The organism is Paenibacillus faecalis, assembly GCF_900289175.1.
GTDB classification, from domain to species: Bacteria; Bacillota; Bacilli; order Paenibacillales; family Paenibacillaceae; genus Paenibacillus_AQ; species Paenibacillus_AQ faecalis.
In genome coordinates this window covers 327868-346302 of the sequence record NZ_LT985747.1, presented here as the reverse complement: position 1 = coordinate 346302, position 18435 = coordinate 327868, and the positions used below count along the sequence as shown (strand labels likewise).

Genomic DNA, 18435 nt, shown 5'->3' with positions numbered 1-18435 from the left:
AACTTGGATCACGTAGGGGGGTGAGATGATGGTTGATGTTTTATCGCAAAATGAGATTGATGCCCTGCTGGCCGCGCTCTCTTCTGGAGAAATGGATGCGGAAGAGTTGAAAAAAGAAGAAACCCAGAAAAGAATTCGCTCCTATGATTTCAAGAGAGCAGTGCGCTTTTCCAAGGATCATATTCGCAGCTTAACCCGGATCCATGAGAACTTTGCCCGTTATTTAACGACTTATTTTTCGGCTCAGCTTCGCACCTTTGTACAAATTAATGTCGTCCAGGTTGAGCAGCTACCATACGATGAATTTATTCGTTCCATTCCCAAGATGACGGTTCTCAATATTTTTGAAGCAGAGCCACTTGTCGGGCGAATGGTGCTTGAGGTCAATCCAAACATCGCCTATGCCATGCTGGATCGACTGCTTGGCGGTACGGGGAGCGCTCCGACCAAAATCAATGCGTTAACCGAAATCGAAACGATCATTATGGAGCGCATTTTCAGCAGAGCTTTTGATAGCTTGCAGGAAGCCTGGAAAACGGTATTGGATATTACGCCTCGACTCGAGGCATTGGAGACGAACCCGCAGTTTATGCAAATCGTATCTCCGAACGAAACGATTGCACTTATATCGTTGAGCACCAAAATTGGCGACACGACCGGGATGATTAACCTTTGTATTCCTCATGTCGTTCTGGAGCCTATCATGTCGAAGCTGTCTGCCCATCAGTGGTTTATTTCCGAGAAAAAGACTCGGGTGCCTGAAGAAGTGGATGCATTAAAGAAACGGGTTAGCAAAGCCAAGCTACCGATCATCGCAGAGCTTGGAGAGTCCAAACTTACCATTTCCGAGTTTTTGGGACTGAGCGTTGGGGATGTGATCGCTTTGAACAAACCTGTGCACGATGGCTTGGCTATTAAAGTGGGCGATAAGCTGAAGTATATAGGCAGTCCGGGTACGATGAAAGACCGGGTCGCCGTGCAGATTGATGAAATCGTCGTCAGCGAAGGAGTTGAAGAACTTGACGAGTAAAGACTATTTATCCCAGGAAGAAATCGATGCTCTCTTGAAACAGACAGAGATGGCATCAAGCCCCTCTCCTTCGGTGTTAAGCGTTGATGATATTTTGACACCATTGGAGCAGGATGCGTTAGGTGAAATCGGTAATATTACGTTTGGCAGTGCAGCTACGGCTCTTTCTACACTGCTGGGAAAAAAGGTGGATATTACAACACCAAGGGTGTCCATTATTTCGAGGGACCAGTTTGAAGAAGAATTCCCTAAACCGCATGTAGCAGTTCACGTCACTTATATTGACGGATTTGAGGGAATTAACTCGCTTGTGATCAAGACGCGCGATGCTCAGGTTATTGCAGATCTGATGCTGGGCGGTGAGGGAAATCCTCAGGAAGAAGAATTGAATGAGATTCATATTAGCGCAGTTCAGGAAGCTATGAATCAGATGATGGGTTCAGCGGCGACGAGCATGTCTACTATTTTCAACAGGCTTGTCAACATATCCCCTCCGGGTATCGACATTCTTAACATGTCTAACGGCAACGGGGTCAATAAATTGCCTGTAGATGAAACGCTCATTAAAATTTCGTTCCGACTTATCATTGGCGATCTTATAGACTCGACGATCATGCAGCTTCTTCCGATCGAATTTGCCAAAGATATGGTTCATACGCTAATTAACGAAACAGAGGAACCGGCTGCTAATGAATCAGCAGCGTCGCAGGAAGCGCCAGTCAAGGAAAGTGTTGAGCAGCAAGCGCCTACCCAAGAACAGGCGCCGATGCAGCAGCAAGTGCCAGGGCAAATGCCTCCGCAGGGTTACCCACAGGATCAAGGCTACGGGATGGGTATGCCGGGTGGAGCAGACATGCCGCAGATGCCTTATGGACAGCCGCAGATGCCGTATCCTCAGGCACCTCAGCAGTATGGCGGAATACCAAATCGTAATGTAAATGTTCAGCCTGTGCAATTCGCCAACCTGCAAAGCGCACCTTACGCTCAGGTGGATGAAAACAATCTGAACTTACTGATGGACATTCCCCTTAAAGTCACCGTAGAATTAGGAAGGACCCAGAAGCAAATTAAGGATATCTTGGAATTATCTCAAGGATCGATCATCGAGCTGGACAAGCTTGCGGGTGAACCGGTAGACATCCTTGTAAACCACAAACTTGTCGCCAAAGGTGAGGTTGTCGTTATTGACGAAAACTTTGGTGTTCGGGTTACAGATATCGTAAGTCAATGGGACCGAATACAAAAATTACAATAGCACATATTTTAGGGAGGATTTTTGATCAATGGCTAACCGAATTCTGATTGTGGACGATGCAGCATTTATGAGAATGATGATCCGGGATATTTTGACGAAAAACGGATTTGAGGTCGTCGGAGAGGCTCAAGACGGAGCCCAGGCGATTGAAAAGTTTAAAGAGCTGCGTCCGGATCTCGTAACGATGGACATTACGATGCCTGAAATGGACGGGATCGCTGCTTTGAAAGAAATCAAAAAGGCAGATCCAAATGCAAAAGTAATTATGTGTTCCGCGATGGGGCAACAGGCTATGGTGATCGATGCTATCCAGGCTGGAGCGAAAGATTTTATTGTTAAACCATTCCAATCGGACCGTGTAATTGAAGCTATTAATAAAACGCTTGGCGTATAAGGAAGTCTTTTTATGATAGCAGCTTCAGAAGATTTAGGATCGGCCACGTCGGGGTTTTATCTTCAGCTTTTTTATGTATTTATCGTACTTGGTATTATCGTTACAGCCATTGTGCTTCTGATCCGGTTTTTGGGCCGAAAAAATCAGAGCTGGATGCAGGGCCGCTCCATTCGGACACTCGGTGCCGTTGGAGTTGGCCCGAATAAATCCATTCAGTTAATTGAGGTGGGAGGCTGCATCTACTTGATCGGGGTTGGTGAAGATGTCTCGCTTATCGACAAAATATCCGATCCGGCTGAAGTTGCTCAGATTCAGGCTTTGTTCAATCAGGACAGCGGCCTGAATCCGGGGATGATGCCTTCGTTCATTGGTAAGCTTGCGGCCAAGTTTCAAAAGGAGCAGAAGTCAGAGGAAATTGAGCTTGGGAATTCAACCTCGTTTCACGAGGTGTTCGAATCTAAGCTTCGCAGCGTACCCAATCGAAAACAAAAGGTTGAAGAATTGCTGCGGGAGGACCAAGAAGATTCATGAATAAGAAGATCGTAACTGCTGTCACGGTAATGATGCTGATGGGAATGGTCTTGGCCACCTCGGCCTGGGCCGATCCGATACCTAACATCGATATACAAATCGGCAGCAATGGGGACAAGCCTGGTACGAGTGCACTTACTATCATTCTGTTGATTACGGTGCTCAGTCTGGCCCCTGCAATCCTTGTCCTGATGACGAGTTTTACCCGAATTGTTATCGTTTTAAGCTTTGTACGTACATCGCTTGGTACCCAACAAACACCCCCGAATCAGGTACTGATCGGATTGGCATTATTCTTAACTTTGTTTGTTATGGCACCAACGCTCTCGGCTATGAATGATGTAGCGCTGCAGCCCTATCTTAAGGGTGAGATTACACAAACGGAGGCGCTTGATAAGGCTCAGGAGCCGATGAAAAAGTTTATGTTCTCGCATACACGGGAAAAGGACCTGCTGTTGTTTATGAAATATACAGGAGCGGAGAAACCGGACAGCTATGAGGATATTCCGCTAACAGTATTAGTACCTGCGTTTGCTATTAGCGAACTTAAGACTGGCTTTCAAATGGGCTTTATGATCTTTATTCCATTCCTGATCATCGACATCGTCGTGGCGAGTGTTTTAATGGCTATGGGTATGATGATGTTGCCACCTATTATGATTTCACTGCCGTTCAAAATCTTGCTGTTCGTGCTGGTTGATGGATGGTATTTGGTTGTGAAGTCCATGTTAATGAGCTTCAATCCATAGCGGCAAGTTTTTCAAGACAGGAGGACTCACTGTGAGTGCTGAGTTTATTATCGGTCTGGCGGCACAGGCGGTATATACCGTGTTAAAAGTAAGTGCCCCGATGCTTGTGCTTGCATTGGTCGTGGGGTTAGTCATCAGTATTTTTCAAGCAACGACACAGATCCAAGAGCAAACACTTGCCTTTGTGCCTAAGATCATTATTGTCCTGGTCTCATTGCTGCTGTTTGGTCCTTGGATATTAACAACACTTGTGGATTTTACGACAGGTATTCTGGACAATCTCCACAAATATATCGGATAGGCTGAGTGTCCATGGAATGGTTGGAACAAAGTATTCCTGTCTTTATGCTTATTTTTTGTCGAATTACATCTTTTTTTGTAGTCGTGCCGGTCTATTCGGCGAATGGAGTTCCAGTAACTTTTAAAATAGGACTTTCCTTTATTGTTACTGTTCTTGTGTTTTTAACCTTTGGTCTTGGTCAGGTGGTCGTTCAAGATATATCGTATGTACTTCTGATCATCCAAGAGGTTATGGTAGGGTTACTTTTAGGGTTTACCGCGTTTTTGATGATGGCGGTCGTTCAAACAGCAGGTGGTTTGATCGACATTCAGATCGGCTTCAGCATGGCGAATGTGATCGATCCGGTTACTGGTGTTTCAACACCGCTCATCGGTAATTTTAAATATATGATGGCGCTCCTCGTATTTTTAAATATGAACGGACATCATTTTCTATTGGATGCCATAATGTACAGCTATGACTGGATTGCCATCACCGGCAATGTATTTTACGAAATACAAGCTGGTAGTGTGTCCGATTTTCTGATCACAACATTTGCTCATTCGTTTGTGCTGGCACTTCAAATGTGTGCACCGATTGTTGCAGCGTTATTTTTGACCGATGTTGGTCTTGGATTTCTGGCGAGAACAGCGCCTCAGTTCAACGTGTTTGTCGTCGGCATTCCTTTGAAAATCATTGTTGGTTTGGTACTGCTTCTACTGCTTATGCCAGGATTATCAGGACTGTTTGAACATCTCTTTGTTGAAATGTTTGAAGCCCTGCAGAAACTGCTGGATGTGATAGGCAGTAAGCCGGCGTAATGAAGTTAGGAGTGGAGATTAGTGGTAGATGTGACCTTGAAATATCGTCTGGATCTGCAGCTGTTCTCTGGTGAAAAGACTGAAAAGGCTACACCTAAAAAGAAGCAGGACACCCGTAAAAAAGGTCAGGTTGCCAAAAGTATGGAGCTGTCAGGCGCAGCTGTTCTGTTATCCGCATTTTTATGTCTGATGTTCTTTGGCGGATATATAGGGGATCACGTCGTTCGGCTGTTTACCGATATCTACTTGAATCGGCTTTCCATGGATGTAACAGCGGATAATACGATCATGCTGTTCGGGGAATATGGGATACAGCTATTGCTGCTGCTAGCTCCTTTGTTTATCGCGGTGTTTGTTATGGCACTTGTTATTAATTACATGCAGGTCGGTTTTCTCTTGACAGGAGAGCCGCTAAAGATGAAATTCAGTAAAATCGATCCGATCAAAGGGTTTAAAAATATAGCGTCCATGCGAAGTGTCGCAGAGTTTTTTAAATCGATCTTAAAACTGGTTATTATCGGTTATCTCGTCTATAGCACACTATGGGATGCGAGAGAAGGGTTGTCTTCACTCGCCTTGATGAGCCCAGAAGGGATCTTTGATTTTACAGCTGACGTGACGTTGTCTCTTGGAGTTAAAATTGCGGTCGGATTAATCGTTCTGGCCATTCTTGATTTCATCTTTCAAAAATACCAGCATGCAAAAAGCATCCGAATGTCCAAGCAGGATATAAAAGACGAATATAAGAAAATGGAAGGCGATCCGCTTATTAAAGGAAAGATACGTGAGCGTCAGCGGCGTATGGCACTTCAGCGGATGATGCAGGAAGTTCCAAAGGCAGATGTCATTATTACGAACCCGACTCATTTTGCCGTAGCGTTAAAGTATGATGGAGCTTCCATGGATGCGCCGCAGATTATTGCCAAAGGACAAGATTATATGGCATTGCGAATAAAGGAAATCGCCAAGGAAAATGGCATCATTACGATGGAAAACAAACCGCTTGCACGGGCGCTCTATCAAAGAGCGGAAATCGGGGACTCGATCCCAGGCGATCTGTTTCAGGCAGTAGCTGAAGTGCTGGCGTACGTATACAAATTAAAAGGTAAAGTGAAATAATATGGGATCGGAGGCCGACAGCAGTGAAAATTAAAGAAATATCTGTTTTAGCGGGTGTTATCGGCATCGTGCTTATGATGATTCTTCCGATCCCTATATGGCTATTGGATATACTGCTTGTTATTAACATTTCATTGGCACTTACGATATTACTCGTCGCCATGAATACGAAGGAAGCGCTAGACTTTTCTATTTTCCCTTCGCTTTTGTTAATAACGACGCTGTTTCGATTGGCATTGAACATATCAACAACCAAGCTTATTTTGTCCAAGGGACAAGCCGGGGATGTTGTCGCTACTTTCGGTAGCTGGATTGCCGGAGGAGAGATAGCTATAGGATTTATCGTCTTTCTGATCCTCGTCGTCGTCCAGTTTATCGTTATTACGAAGGGCTCGGAGCGGGTTGCTGAAGTGGCGGCAAGATTTACACTCGATGCCATGCCGGGGAAGCAGATGAGTATTGATGCCGATTTGAACGCTGGCATGATTAATGAAGTCCAGGCTCGCGAGCGGAGGCGGAAGATCGAGAGAGAAGCCGATTTTTACGGGGCGATGGATGGTGCGAGCAAGTTCGTTAAAGGTGATGCCATTGCTTCGATTATTATTCTCTTGATCAACCTGATCGGCGGATTTATTATCGGTATTTCCATTCATGGTATGACTTTTCAAGACGCGATGAGTACATACTCGATTCTTACGATCGGTGACGGCTTGGTAAGCCAAATTCCGGCACTGTTGATTTCAACGGCAGCCGGTATCATCGTAACACGAGCTTCATCAGAAGGTACTTTATCTGATGATCTGACAGGCCAGCTATTATCATATCCAAAACTTTTATATATTGTTGCAATTACTGTGTTCTTTCTTGGTATGACTCCGATTGGCTTCCTTGCAACGCTTCCGATCGCTGTTTTGCTGTTCTTTGCAGCAAGGAGCATGCAGAGCAGACTGGATCGGCAGCAAGTGGAAGTTGAGCAAATGGAGGAGGAACAGCAGATCGAAGAAGTTCGCAGTCCGGAGAGTGTCATCAACCTGCTTCAGGTTGACCCGATCGAATTTGAGTTTGGTTACGGTCTTATTCCGCTGGCAGACGCACAGCAAGGCGGCGATTTGCTTGACAGGATCATTATGATCCGCAGACAATGTGCGCTTGAGCTGGGACTCGTCGTACCTGTTATACGTATTCGCGACAATATTCAACTAAAACCGAATGAATACGTCATAAAAATTAAAGGGAATGTTGTCGGCGGCGGTGAACTATTACTAAATCACTATCTTGCCATGAGCCCTGGGTATGAGGACGATTCGGTTACGGGTATCGAAACAACAGAACCTGCCTTTGGTCTTCCGGCATTGTGGATTGACGAAAACACGAAGGAGCGGGCGGAGCTGGGTGGTTATACGGTAGTTGACCCTCCTTCTGTAGTTGCTACGCATTTGACGGAACTGATCAAGAGACATGCCCATGAGTTGATTGGACGACAGGAGACGAAAACACTTGTCGACAATATTCGAGAAAGTTACCCGGTGCTTGTTGATGAACTCATTCCTTCCGTTCTTACGATCGGTGATGTACAGAAGGTACTGGCCAAGCTGCTGAAGGAGAAAATATCGATTCGGGATTTGGTAACGATATTCGAAACCCTTGCTGACTATGGACAATACTCGAAAGATCCTGATGTGCTTACTGAGTACGTAAGACAAGCACTTTCACGACAGATTACACAACAATATGCTCCGGAAGGAGAGGCGATGCGGGTCATTACCGTAGGTCCTGAGTTGGAGAAAAAAATCGCCGAAAGTGTGCAGCAGACCGACCAGGGAAGCTATATTGCGATTGATCCGGTTTCATCCCAGAGCATATTCCAAAAGCTAAGCGAGCAGGTGAACCGGATCATCCAGATGGGACAGCAGCCCGTATTGTTAACATCTCCTGCGATTCGGATGTATTTGCGGCAGGTTATTGAACGCAGTATGCAGGATATACCGGTACTCTCTTACAGTGAGCTTGAGCCCAATGTTGAAATACAGAGCGTCGGGGTGGTGAATTTATGAGAGTAAAACGATTTATCGTGGATACAATGCCGGAGGCGATGCAGCACATACGGGACGAGCTTGGGAATGATGCGGTAATCCTCAGCTCGAAACAGGTGAAAATAGGCGGATTTATGGGCATTTTCACCAAGAAGAAGATCGAAGTTATTGCAGCAGTCGATAAAGACGACAAGCCGAAACAAGATAAGCCTGTTATGCCCATGCCTCAAGTCCCTAGAAATACTGTTCCGCAGGCATATAAGAAAAGCGCTGAAAGCTCTCAACCTGCCGGAAAAAACAAAACAAGCGAGCGCAGCGATATTGAAAAGTCCGGTGAGATTTCTGGACAGTTCTCGGATCGAGAGCAAGCTGCAGCAGATTTTGCCGCTGCGTTAGCACAGGCTGCTGGCGGAAGCCAGCAGCCCGCTGAACTTTCGGAAGAGCGGCCCGACAGCCCTCATGCGTTGCAGGAGATGCACGTACCTGAAGATAGAACGGAAGCGACATCCTTGGTTGATGCAAACGCTTTGTCTGAATCAAAAACCATGACAGAGCAAAAACTGCTCGATGAGCTGCGGGAGATGAAAGAATGGATTGCCCGCCTTTCTCGTCAAAGTCTGGCTGTCCGGGAATATCCTGATTCCCTTGAAAACATTCGCGAACAGCTGATGAAACAGGATTTATCGGCTGAACTGTCCGAAGTCTGGTTGAACAACACGATGGAGGAATGGTTGGAAAGCGGCAAGACCTTGAGTGATGAACAGCTGCATACATCGATCTTTCGTCAGATGGAATCATTTTTGGAGAAGCGTTTGGGCGGAGGGATACAAAGTAGTACCCGGCTGGTTTATATTGCGGGTCCGACAGGAGTTGGCAAAACGACAACGATCGCCAAGCTTGCGGCGGAGCAGTTGTTCAAGTATCACCGAAAGGTAGGATTCATTACATCGGATACTTACCGTATTTCGGCCGTAGATCAGCTTAGAACTTATGCATCCATATTAAATGTGCCGCTTGAGGTTGTGCAATCACCCGGTGATATGCAGCGGGCGATGCATCGTCTGGAAGAATGCGACTTGATATTAATGGACACAGCAGGACGAAATTACCGTAATGAGCTTTTGGTTTCAGAACTGCAAAGCTTATTTGCACCATCGGATCAAAGTGAGACCTATCTTGTTCTCAGCTTGACATCCAAAAGCAGTGATATGGTTGAGATTACCGATCATTTCAGCAAGTTTGGTCTGGACAAGGTCATTTTTACGAAGTTGGATGAAACGGGAAGCTGTGGTCCATTGTTTAATCTGCTAAATGCCCATCCGTTAAAGCTATCTTATATGACGAATGGTCAAAATGTTCCCGATGACTTGCTAATGCCCGACACAGCACTATTGACTCGAATGCTTCTTGGAGAACAGCAATCATGACCGATCAAGCACAATCACTTCGACATTTGGTTTCAAAAAAAATACCAGCGCGCCCGGCACCTTCCTCGAAAAGAGCAGCTAAAATCATTACGATTACGAGTGGAAAAGGTGGGGTTGGAAAGTCTAATTTCACATTGAACTTTGCTTTAAAACTCCGATCTTTAGGGCGGAAGGTGCTTGTGTTTGATGCTGATATCGGCATGGCGAATATTGATGTTCTGATGGGAGTATCATCCCGATTTAGCCTGTATCATGTGCTGCGACAAGAAAAAAGCATTTACGATGTTATCCAATACGGACCAGGCGAGATTCCTTACATACCCGGCGGCTCGGGAATTGCCGACATGATTTCCTTGTCAGAGGAGGATTTGAACTATTTTGTATCTCAGATTGAACTTGTCTCTTCCGAAATGGATTACATCTTGTTTGATACAGGCGCCGGATTATCCAAAGAGAACATGAAATTTATCACGTCTGCCGATCAATGCCTGGTTGTGACTACACCGGAACCGACCTCCATCACAGATGCCTATGCTTTGATCAAAGTCGTTCACGGAAATAGTCCGGAAGTACCGTTTGCTTTGATTGTGAACCGGGCAGGAGATGAGGCAGAAGCCAGACAAGCATCGGACAAGATTATACTAACGGCACAGCGGTTTTTGAATTTGGATATTAAGATGCTGGGATATGTTACGGACGATCCGCATGTTGTGAAATCCGTTAAACATCAGTTTCCGTTCACTCTTGCTTTTCCAAAGTGTGAAGCGTCCCGTGATATACAACGGATCGCCCTGCGTTATTTGGCCATTCCGGCGCAGCCGGAGTCTGGCTCCCTTACGGGAATCAAAGGATTTATGCACAGATGGCTTAAACGGAAATAATATAATTCTTTTTTGACTATGAGGGAAACTGAGGTGGACTTTAATGACGCCATTTCGAGTGCTGGTGGTAGATGATTCTCCCTTTATGAGACGAATCATTTCCGACTTGATTGAGCGCGATCAGCGTTTTCAAGTTGCGGGCACAGCAAGTAACGGCAGGGAAGCTGTAGTGAAAGCTAAAGAACTCGATCCTGATATTATTACGATGGATGTAGAAATGCCCGAAATGAATGGTCTGGACGCGCTGAAAACCATTATGGAGACGGGGCCACGGGCTGTTATTATGTTGTCGGGTGTAAACGAGCAAGGGATGCGAGAAACGATTTTAGCGCTGGAGTTTGGGGCCTTTGATTTTATACGCAAGCCTTCCATATCCAATGCTCAGGATATTGAGCAGGTTGGCCGGGAGCTACTTAAGCAACTGAATGCAGCGATGCAGGCCAAAGCACGGAGGGCATTGTGGGAGGAAGAAGAGCAAAAGCGCCAGGATAACCCAAAAGCGATTCTTCTTCCGCCAAGGCCTTCCGATCGACAACTGTTCTTAGGTTCAGATGATCAGAATTTGCCGACAGCTCCATCGTATCATTCCAAAAAAAAGAAAGATTCGAAAGAGGGCATTTCGGAGCAGTCGCTTGCTAGGAATCCAAATGCAATAGAAAAAGCACCGGAGACTCCAAAAAGCAAGCCCCATCAAACCATGGACAGTTCAGGTCGTACTGCTGGAGAAAAGGGATTCACTTCTTTTGTAGGACGCAGAGCGATTGAAGCCAATACCAGTCACCTTGTTCGCAAGGGATCAGATGTAAATATGGTGTCTTCTGCGGATTCTTCCGGGGAACACAGTAGCATATCTCAATTAGTTGCAGTTGGATGCTCAACGGGAGGACCGAGGGCGCTGAAAGCCTTCCTGGAGAACCTTCCAGGCGATTTTCCGGCACCGATCGTCATCGTACAGCATATGCCTCCGAATTTTACGAAATCCTTGGCTCAGCGTCTTGATTTTTTTAGCCCTTTACAAGTTGTAGAGGCCAGTGATGGGATGGAATTAAAGAAGGGAGCAGCATATATAGCTCCGGGAGGAAGTCATATGAGAATAACCCGATCCGAAGATGATCAGTATCGCATAGCGATTCATCATGATGAGCCGCGAAATGGTCATCGTCCTTCGGTCGATGTGCTGTTCGAATCTCTCCTGCCTTTAACGTCCTTGAAGCGGCATGCTGTAATTATGACGGGGATGGGAAGTGACGGAGCGAAGATGATGAAGCGGCTTTATGATTCGGGAGTTACGTCAACGTTCGCCGAAAGTGAGGAAACCTGTGTTGTATATGGTATGCCTCGATCCGCCGTAGAGTTGGGCTGTGTAAGTTATGTTCTTCCACTGCATGAAATTGCAGGGAAATTAGTTCAAGCAGTTAATATCGGTAAGTGAACTCATAGAGGAGGTGTCTCGCAATGGACATGAATCAATATTTATCCATGTTTATTGATGAGTCGAATGATCATCTGCAGTCATTAAATGAAAACATGCTTCAGCTGGAAAACAACCCGGGTGACTTGGGCATTGTACAGGTGATCTTCCGGTCTGCGCATACCTTGAAAGGGATGGCCGCGACCATGGGTTTTGAAGATCTTGCATCCCTTACACACCAGATGGAGAATGTACTGGATCTGGTTCGGAATGAAAAGCTCAAAATGCAGGATTATATTTTTGACACTTTATTTAAAAGCTTGGATGCGCTCGAATCGATGGTACAGGATATCGTACAGGGTGGTGAAGGGAAGGCTGACATTTCCTCTATAGCAGCTTCACTTCAAGCGATAGTCCGTGGGGAAGGAGCTCCGGCAGAGACTGATGCTTCTGTACAATCTGCAAACAGCTCTTCGCCCTATCCAGGTATTGAACTGGATGAATTCCAGTTTTCTGTGTTGGACCAGTCCATTGCTGAAGGGCATAAAGTGCTCTATATTCAGGTTCAATTGCGTGAGGACTGTCAGCTTAAGGCAGTCAGAGCGTATATGGTGTTTGAGCTTCTGGAAAGGTCCGGAGAAATCGTTAAGACGCATCCCGATGTAGAGGAAATCGAGCAGGGCGAATTTGACCGAGCCTTCTCGCTGTACTTTATTACACAGAAAAATCCGGCGGATGTTGAAAACCAAATTATGAATATTTCAGAAGTTGACTCGGTGACAATGGCAGAGCTTGATCATGAATCGCTGCAGCAAATGGCTGAAGAAAGCGCGGCGACAGCAGAAGCCGTCGATCATAAAACGGAAAATGCTCCGAGCGAGCCAGCTCCTGCTGCGCCTGCTTCAACAGCCAAGTCAACCGAATCAGCCCCATTAAAGGCCGCCCCGAAAAACGGTACTCATACTCCATCAAGAACGATTCGGGTCGATATCGAACGCCTGGATGTATTGATGAATCTCTTTAGTGAGTTGCTGATTGACCGTGTACGTTTGGAACAGCTGGCCAATGAGGCGAAGAATCAGGATTTAACCGATACAGTTGAGCATATGAGCCGGGTTAGCAGCGACCTTCAAAATATCGTACTGAAATTGCGGATGGTTCCGGTAGACACCGTCTTTAACCGCTTTCCGCGAATGGTTCGTGACCTGGCCAAAACTCTCGATAAAAAAATCGACTTGATTATTACGGGGGCGGAAACGGAGCTGGATCGCACCGTTATTGATGAAATTGGAGATCCACTCGTTCATTTGATCCGGAATTCTGTCGATCATGGTATAGAACCGATTGCTGACCGATTGGCCGCAGGGAAGTCGGAGACCGGAACGGTTCAACTTCGGGCGTTCCACAGCGGTAACCATGTTTTCATCGAGATCGAGGATGATGGACGCGGAATTATTCGGGATAACGTCATCAAAAGTGCCATTAAAAAAGGCGTGGTAACCGAAGAGCAAGCTGCTGCAATGTCAGATGAAGAAGCGAATCAGCTTCTGTTCGCCCCGGGCTTTAGTACAGCCGATAAAATTTCGGATGTGTCTGGTCGAGGTGTAGGTCTTGATGTTGTAAAATCAAAAATCAATTCCCTTGGCGGCAACGTTACGATTTATTCAACCCCAGGAAAAGGGACGAATTTCTCGGTACAGCTTCCGCTTACACTTTCCATTATTGCTGCCATGCTTATTCAGATGGGCTCTGAAAAATTTGCAATTCCGCTGACATCGATTGTGGAGACAGGAATTGTTAAGAAAGGGCAAATTCGCGTCGTTCACGGCAGTCGGATGGTTCCATTCAGAGAGTCCCATATACCGCTTATTTCACTGAGCCGTGTATTTGATATTCCGGATTTTGATGAAGAGGCCGAGGATGAAACTGAAATTATCGTAATCCGCAAAGGTGAGAGGCTGGCCGCTTTGGCGATCGACAATTTTATCGGTCAGAGCGAGATCGTCATTAAAAATATTGGGAAATATCTGCCTTCCATTCAGGGCATTTCCGGTGCCACCATTCTGGGTGATGGGCAAGTTGCGCTCATCATAGACCCAAATGCTTTTATCAAGTAATGATGGAACAATCAAGACCACCTGAAGTTGGGGTGTGTACATATAGGGAGGGTTTAACATGGGAGAAGAAATGAAAGTCATCGTCTTCAAGCTTGGAAGCGAAGAGTATGGAATTGAAGTGGAAAAGGTACAGACCATCGAACGTCTGCTGCCGATTACACGTGTGCCGAAAACCTACTCATTCGTAAAAGGGGTTATTAATCTTCGAGGCGTTGTTATTCCGGTGATTGATCTGCGCGGACGATTCGGTCTGCCGGAGGCGGAATACACCGATCAGACCCGAATCATTATCGTGGCAGTGAATGAAATGCAGGTTGGCTTTATCGTCGACTCAGCCAGCGATGTCATCGACTTGAACAGCGACAACATTGAAACACCACCTGAAGTAGTTGGCGGTGTGAAAGCGAAATATTTGCGCGGCGTTGCAAAAATCGGTGAGGATCGACTGCTCGTTATGCTTAATCTGTCTGAGGTGCTGAATAAGAGCGAAATCATCCAGCTCGAAGGATTAGAGGAATAGGCAGTGGAACTTTTCAAGTATGATAAGGACCTCAAGATGGACGTCCTCAAAGAGGTTGGGAATATCGGGGCAGGTAATGCCGCAACCGCCCTTTCCCAGCTCTTGAACAAGCCGATTGATATGGCCGTGCCGCTGGTTCAGCTTCTTTCTTTTGAGGAAATCGCAGAAAGTGTAGGCGGGGCGGAGCGGATCGTACTCGCAGTTTTTTTGCGGGTAGAGGGAGAGGCGCCCGGGAATCTGTTCTTTATTATGAGTCCTGAGGCCGCCAAAAAATTGCTTAAGCGTTTGGCTGGAATAGAAATACCTGAGGAAAACGGTTTTTCTGAAATGGAGCTATCTGCGATAAGTGAGATTGGTAACATCTTGGCGGGATCATACTTGTCCTCTCTTGCAGACTTCACAAAGCTGGTGATGACACCGACTGTGCCCGGTTTAGCGATAGACATGGCAGGTGCGATATTAAGCTACGGTCTTTTGCAGTTTGGTGAAATGGGGGATGATGCCCTGTTGATCAACACGACGTTCCTGGAAGGACAGCATGAAGTGGAGGGACAGTTTTTTCTGATACCTGACCCTCAGTCGTTTGCTCAAATATTTGAAGCTTTGGGAGTGCCTCTAGAGAATGATTGAAGAACAAAGTGTAGTGAAAGTGGCGATGGCGGATTTAAATGTCGCGGGTTCCAGCGAGATTTTGCGTACAACTGGTCTAGGCTCTTGCGTGGGACTGACTCTTTATGACCCGCTGTTGAAGATCGGAGGTATGGCTCACGTCATGCTCCCCTCTTCATCGATCGCCAGGGAAGGCAGGCTGAATTTGGCGAAGTATGCGGATACGGCGCTACCGGTTCTATTCAATAAGCTGAAAGATAAGGGAGCTTCTCCGGACAGGCTGGTAGCAAAAATGGCTGGTGGAGCCCAGATGTTTGCTTTTGCAGGTGCTGGTGACAGCATGAGAATCGGACCTCGAAATGTAGAATCTTGTAAAGCTGGATTGGAACAGATGGGAATTCCGCTAGTTGCTGAAGATACCGGCGGAAATTATGGACGAACTGTCGAATTGGATTGCACAACAGGGATTTTAACCATACGCAGTGTACAAAAGGGCATAAAGGAATTGTAGCTATGATAGGAAAAATTCGTTTTTATTTGTGGGCCGGATTAGTCGGATTTATACTAACGTTTTTAATCACTTCACGCAATAACTTGTGGTCGACAAGTTTATACCGTGCTTTAATCGCATTTGCCGTGTGGTTTCTTTTAGCCCTTTTGTTGAAATGGGTTATCGATATGGTTTCCACACCGGATACGGACTTTAATGAAGAAGAGGATTTTTCTGACCAAGCTTCTGACGAACAATTGGGGAACAGACTTGATTTGACAACACCGGATGAGGATAAGGAATTGATGAATCTGATAAAACCGGAACCAGAGAAAGATCAGGGAGGAGATGACTTTGTTCCATTAAACCCTCCCAAGCTGGTTTCGACAAAGGAACCCGAAGAACTGGCCAAGGCCGTTCGTCACCTGACAGAACAATAAGGATGGTGAAGGCAATTGGACGAGCGTAAAGCTTCTCTCCCCAACCATGTCGATTTATGGGTCGCATGGAAGGAAAACGGGGACCAGGAAGCGAAAAAGAAACTAATAGAGAATCATTTGCACATCGTTGACTATGTTTCAAGCCGTTTGGCAATCGGACTTCCCAGAAATGTCTCCAAAGAGGACCTGGCTAGTAATGGAGTTATGGGTTTGATCGATGCTATCGAGAAATTCGATTATAAACGCGGTCTGCAGTTTGAAACCTATGCATCGTGGCGGGTTCGAGGTGCAATTTTGGATTCTCTTCGCCAGGGGGATTGGGTCCCGCGTTCTGTTCGGGAAAAGGCAAAGAAAATAGAATCGGCATATCAGCATTTGGAGCAACAATATTTACGGACAGTCAGTGATTCAGAGATGAGCGACTATCTCGAAGTTTCCGAAAAGGAGTTTAGGAATATGTTACAAGAAGTAGCGGTGATGACACTTACTTCTTTGGAAGATCCTATCCGAGAAGAAGAATCCGAAACTCGAATGTCACTTTTAGTGGATGAAAAAGCCAAGAATCCCGACCACAAAGTACATGAGTTTTACTTGCGTGAAGCTCTGGTTAAGGGTATTCGCAAGCTGACGGAAAAGGAAAGAACTGTCGTCTCCTTGCTGTATTATGAAGACTTGTCACTTAGTGAAATTGCTGAAGTCATGTCGCTGTCTCCCTCAAGGATCTCCCAGCTGCATTCCAAAGCAATTCTTAGACTAAGGGCTACGCTTGATAAAGATCGGGATTTATTGATGCAGAACGATTAACACGAAGAACGATTGACGCTTGCCAATTTGGAAGGGGGTTCATGAATTGTCTGTTGATTATGCATTGGATAAGTATTTTAAAGTCACCTTTTCAGAGGATAAGACAATTGCTTATTTGCAGATATCAGATCGGGATAAGGATTTTACCTGTACGATGGAAGCTCTCGAACAGTTTCTTCGAAGCCAACATATCCGCTATGGGCTCCAGCATGATATTTTAAACCGCATCGTCAGTCATTCAGAAGAATATCAATATAGCAGAACCCCGGTCGCTATTGGCGATGAACCGGTTCATGGTCAAGATGGACGGATTGAATTGAAGATAGATCTGGGCGAAGATAAGAACCGGCGACCGATTGAAACAGATGATGGAAAAGTAGATTATAAGGAAGTCATTCGTTTAAACAATGTTAAGAAGGGTCAATTGATTGCAACGCGCATTCCACCAACGGCCGGAGTGCCGGGGACGGCGGTTACGGGTGAACAGATTCCGTGCAAGCCTGGTAAAGAAGCACGTTTCAAGATCGGCAAGAACGTTGTAGTAAATCCTGAACAGACAGCAATGTATGCTGCCATTGACGGACTTTTGACGAAGACGGAGAAAGGCAAGATCAATGTATTCCCCGTCTATGAAGTCAATGGAGATGTCGATTACAGCATCGGTAACATTGATTTTGTAGGCACGGTCGTCATTCGTGGGAATGTACTGACAGGATTTCGAATTAAATGTGCCGGGGATATTCGAGTGACAGGCTTCGTTGAAGGGGCTGAACTTGATGCGGGCGGGTCTGTCGATATATCCGGAGGTATTATCGGTTATAACAAAGGGTACGTAAAAGCGGGGCAAAACGTAAAAAGCTCTTTCGTACAAGACGGAAATGTTATTGCCGGCGTGGATGTAACCGTATCCCAGAGCATCATGCATTCCAATATTCGGGCAGGTCAAAATGTTATTTGTAACGGGACGAAGGGCCTTATTGTTGGAGGCGTGATTCAAGCTGGTGAAAAGGTTATCGCCCGCACAATCGGCAATACGATGTCCACAGCAACGGTAATAGAGGTTGGGGTTCTCCCCGAACTCCGTAATGAAATGACTGAGCTGAGAGCCCAGTTGAAGCAGCTGGTTGAAAGTACAGACAAAACAGATAAGGCGCTTTATTTACTGAATCAGCTGGCAGCTTCAGGCCAGCTTTCGCCTGATAGACTTGCACTTCGAATCAAGCTGAATGCGACCAAGAAATCCAATACAGGGAAGCAGAATGAAATTAAGGAGAGAATGCTTGAAATTGAACGCATGCTTGAGGACACGGGCAAAGCCAGAGTGGAAATCATAAAAACGATATACGGAGGGTCCAAGATCGTCATTGGTCGGTATACCCGGTTTATTAAGGATCCGACACAGCGGGTTTCTTTTTATTATCATGAAGGGGATATCGTAATGAACACCTTACTGTAGCACCGCAACACAGGCAGAATGTCTGAAAACAAGGTGTAATAAGGCCAATCATGCAGGACGAGGTGATT

General features: G+C 46.0%; 19 protein-coding genes. All 19 read left to right on the top strand.

From position 1 onward, the window contains the following. Nucleotides 1–28: 28 nt before the first annotated feature. Genes fliM through C8268_RS01545 form a run of 19 tightly spaced genes read left to right on the top strand, consistent with a single transcriptional unit; the run spans nucleotide 29 to nucleotide 18367 of the window. Nucleotides 29–1030: a flagellar motor switch protein FliM gene (gene fliM / locus C8268_RS01635; RefSeq protein ID WP_106766061.1), complete on the top strand. Its 1002-nt coding sequence runs from the start codon at nucleotides 29–31 to the stop codon at nucleotides 1028–1030. Next, on the top strand, nucleotides 1020–2285 hold the full coding sequence (fliY, locus tag C8268_RS01630) for a flagellar motor switch phosphatase FliY (protein WP_106766060.1): 1266 nt from the start codon (nucleotides 1020–1022) through the stop codon (nucleotides 2283–2285). The genes fliM and fliY overlap by 11 nt, the downstream gene beginning before the upstream one ends. A 28-nt stretch (nucleotides 2286–2313) precedes the next feature. Then, the gene (locus tag C8268_RS01625; protein WP_106766059.1) at nucleotides 2314–2679 is read left to right on the top strand and encodes a response regulator; all 366 of its coding nucleotides are present in this window, start codon (nucleotides 2314–2316) and stop codon (nucleotides 2677–2679) included. A 12-nt stretch (nucleotides 2680–2691) separates the two neighbouring features. Continuing rightward, nucleotides 2692–3210: a FliO/MopB family protein gene (locus C8268_RS01620; protein ID WP_106766058.1), complete on the top strand. Its 519-nt coding sequence runs from the start codon at nucleotides 2692–2694 to the stop codon at nucleotides 3208–3210. Then, nucleotides 3207–3959, top strand: coding sequence for a flagellar type III secretion system pore protein FliP (gene fliP, locus C8268_RS01615; RefSeq protein ID WP_106766057.1), 753 nt, complete (start codon nucleotides 3207–3209; stop codon nucleotides 3957–3959). The genes C8268_RS01620 and fliP overlap by 4 nt, the downstream gene beginning before the upstream one ends. 31 nt (nucleotides 3960–3990) lie before the next feature. Continuing rightward, nucleotides 3991–4260 (top strand): flagellar biosynthesis protein FliQ, encoded by a 270-nt coding sequence (fliQ, locus tag C8268_RS01610; RefSeq protein ID WP_106766056.1) that lies wholly within the window; start codon nucleotides 3991–3993, stop codon nucleotides 4258–4260. A gap of 11 nt (nucleotides 4261–4271) precedes the next feature. Next, complete coding sequence (gene fliR / locus C8268_RS01605) at nucleotides 4272–5060, top strand: flagellar biosynthetic protein FliR (protein ID WP_106766055.1); 789 nt, start codon at nucleotides 4272–4274, stop codon at nucleotides 5058–5060. Between the two features lie 30 nt (nucleotides 5061–5090). After that, entirely contained in the window at nucleotides 5091–6179 is a 1089-nt protein-coding gene (flhB, locus tag C8268_RS01600; protein ID WP_106769799.1) for a flagellar biosynthesis protein FlhB, read from the top strand. Nucleotides 6180–6202: 23 nt separating this feature from the next. Next, nucleotides 6203–8233: a flagellar biosynthesis protein FlhA gene (gene flhA, locus C8268_RS01595; RefSeq protein WP_106766054.1), complete on the top strand. Its 2031-nt coding sequence runs from the start codon at nucleotides 6203–6205 to the stop codon at nucleotides 8231–8233. Next, nucleotides 8230–9639 carry a flagellar biosynthesis GTPase FlhF gene (gene flhF, locus C8268_RS01590; protein WP_106766053.1) on the top strand — a complete coding sequence of 470 codons (1410 nt, stop codon included), beginning with the start codon at nucleotides 8230–8232 and terminating at the stop codon, nucleotides 9637–9639. The genes flhA and flhF overlap by 4 nt, the downstream gene beginning before the upstream one ends. Further along, nucleotides 9636–10520: a MinD/ParA family protein gene (locus C8268_RS01585; protein ID WP_106766052.1), complete on the top strand. Its 885-nt coding sequence runs from the start codon at nucleotides 9636–9638 to the stop codon at nucleotides 10518–10520. The genes flhF and C8268_RS01585 overlap by 4 nt, the downstream gene beginning before the upstream one ends. A gap of 43 nt (nucleotides 10521–10563) precedes the next feature. After that, entirely contained in the window at nucleotides 10564–11952 is a 1389-nt protein-coding gene (locus C8268_RS01580) for a protein-glutamate methylesterase/protein-glutamine glutaminase (RefSeq protein WP_106766051.1), read from the top strand. A 23-nt stretch (nucleotides 11953–11975) separates the two neighbouring features. After that, nucleotides 11976–14048, top strand: a complete 2073-nt coding sequence (locus tag C8268_RS01575; RefSeq protein WP_106766050.1) for a chemotaxis protein CheA — start codon at nucleotides 11976–11978, stop codon at nucleotides 14046–14048. A 58-nt stretch (nucleotides 14049–14106) separates the two neighbouring features. After that, nucleotides 14107–14568: a chemotaxis protein CheW gene (locus C8268_RS01570; RefSeq protein ID WP_106766049.1), complete on the top strand. Its 462-nt coding sequence runs from the start codon at nucleotides 14107–14109 to the stop codon at nucleotides 14566–14568. A 36-nt stretch (nucleotides 14569–14604) separates the two neighbouring features. Then, nucleotides 14605–15198, top strand: a complete 594-nt coding sequence (locus C8268_RS01565; protein WP_199794904.1) for a chemotaxis protein CheC — start codon at nucleotides 14605–14607, stop codon at nucleotides 15196–15198. Continuing rightward, nucleotides 15191–15688 (top strand): chemotaxis protein CheD, encoded by a 498-nt coding sequence (locus tag C8268_RS01560; protein ID WP_106766047.1) that lies wholly within the window; start codon nucleotides 15191–15193, stop codon nucleotides 15686–15688. Before C8268_RS01565 ends, C8268_RS01560 begins: the two co-directional genes overlap by 8 nt. A gap of 2 nt (nucleotides 15689–15690) precedes the next feature. Continuing rightward, nucleotides 15691–16107: a hypothetical protein gene (locus tag C8268_RS01555; RefSeq protein WP_106766046.1), complete on the top strand. Its 417-nt coding sequence runs from the start codon at nucleotides 15691–15693 to the stop codon at nucleotides 16105–16107. A gap of 15 nt (nucleotides 16108–16122) precedes the next feature. After that, nucleotides 16123–16911: a FliA/WhiG family RNA polymerase sigma factor gene (locus C8268_RS01550; protein ID WP_106766045.1), complete on the top strand. Its 789-nt coding sequence runs from the start codon at nucleotides 16123–16125 to the stop codon at nucleotides 16909–16911. 46 nt (nucleotides 16912–16957) lie between these two features. Then, on the top strand, nucleotides 16958–18367 hold the full coding sequence (locus C8268_RS01545; protein WP_106766044.1) for a DUF342 domain-containing protein: 1410 nt from the start codon (nucleotides 16958–16960) through the stop codon (nucleotides 18365–18367). The last annotated feature ends 68 nt before the right edge of the window (nucleotides 18368–18435 follow it).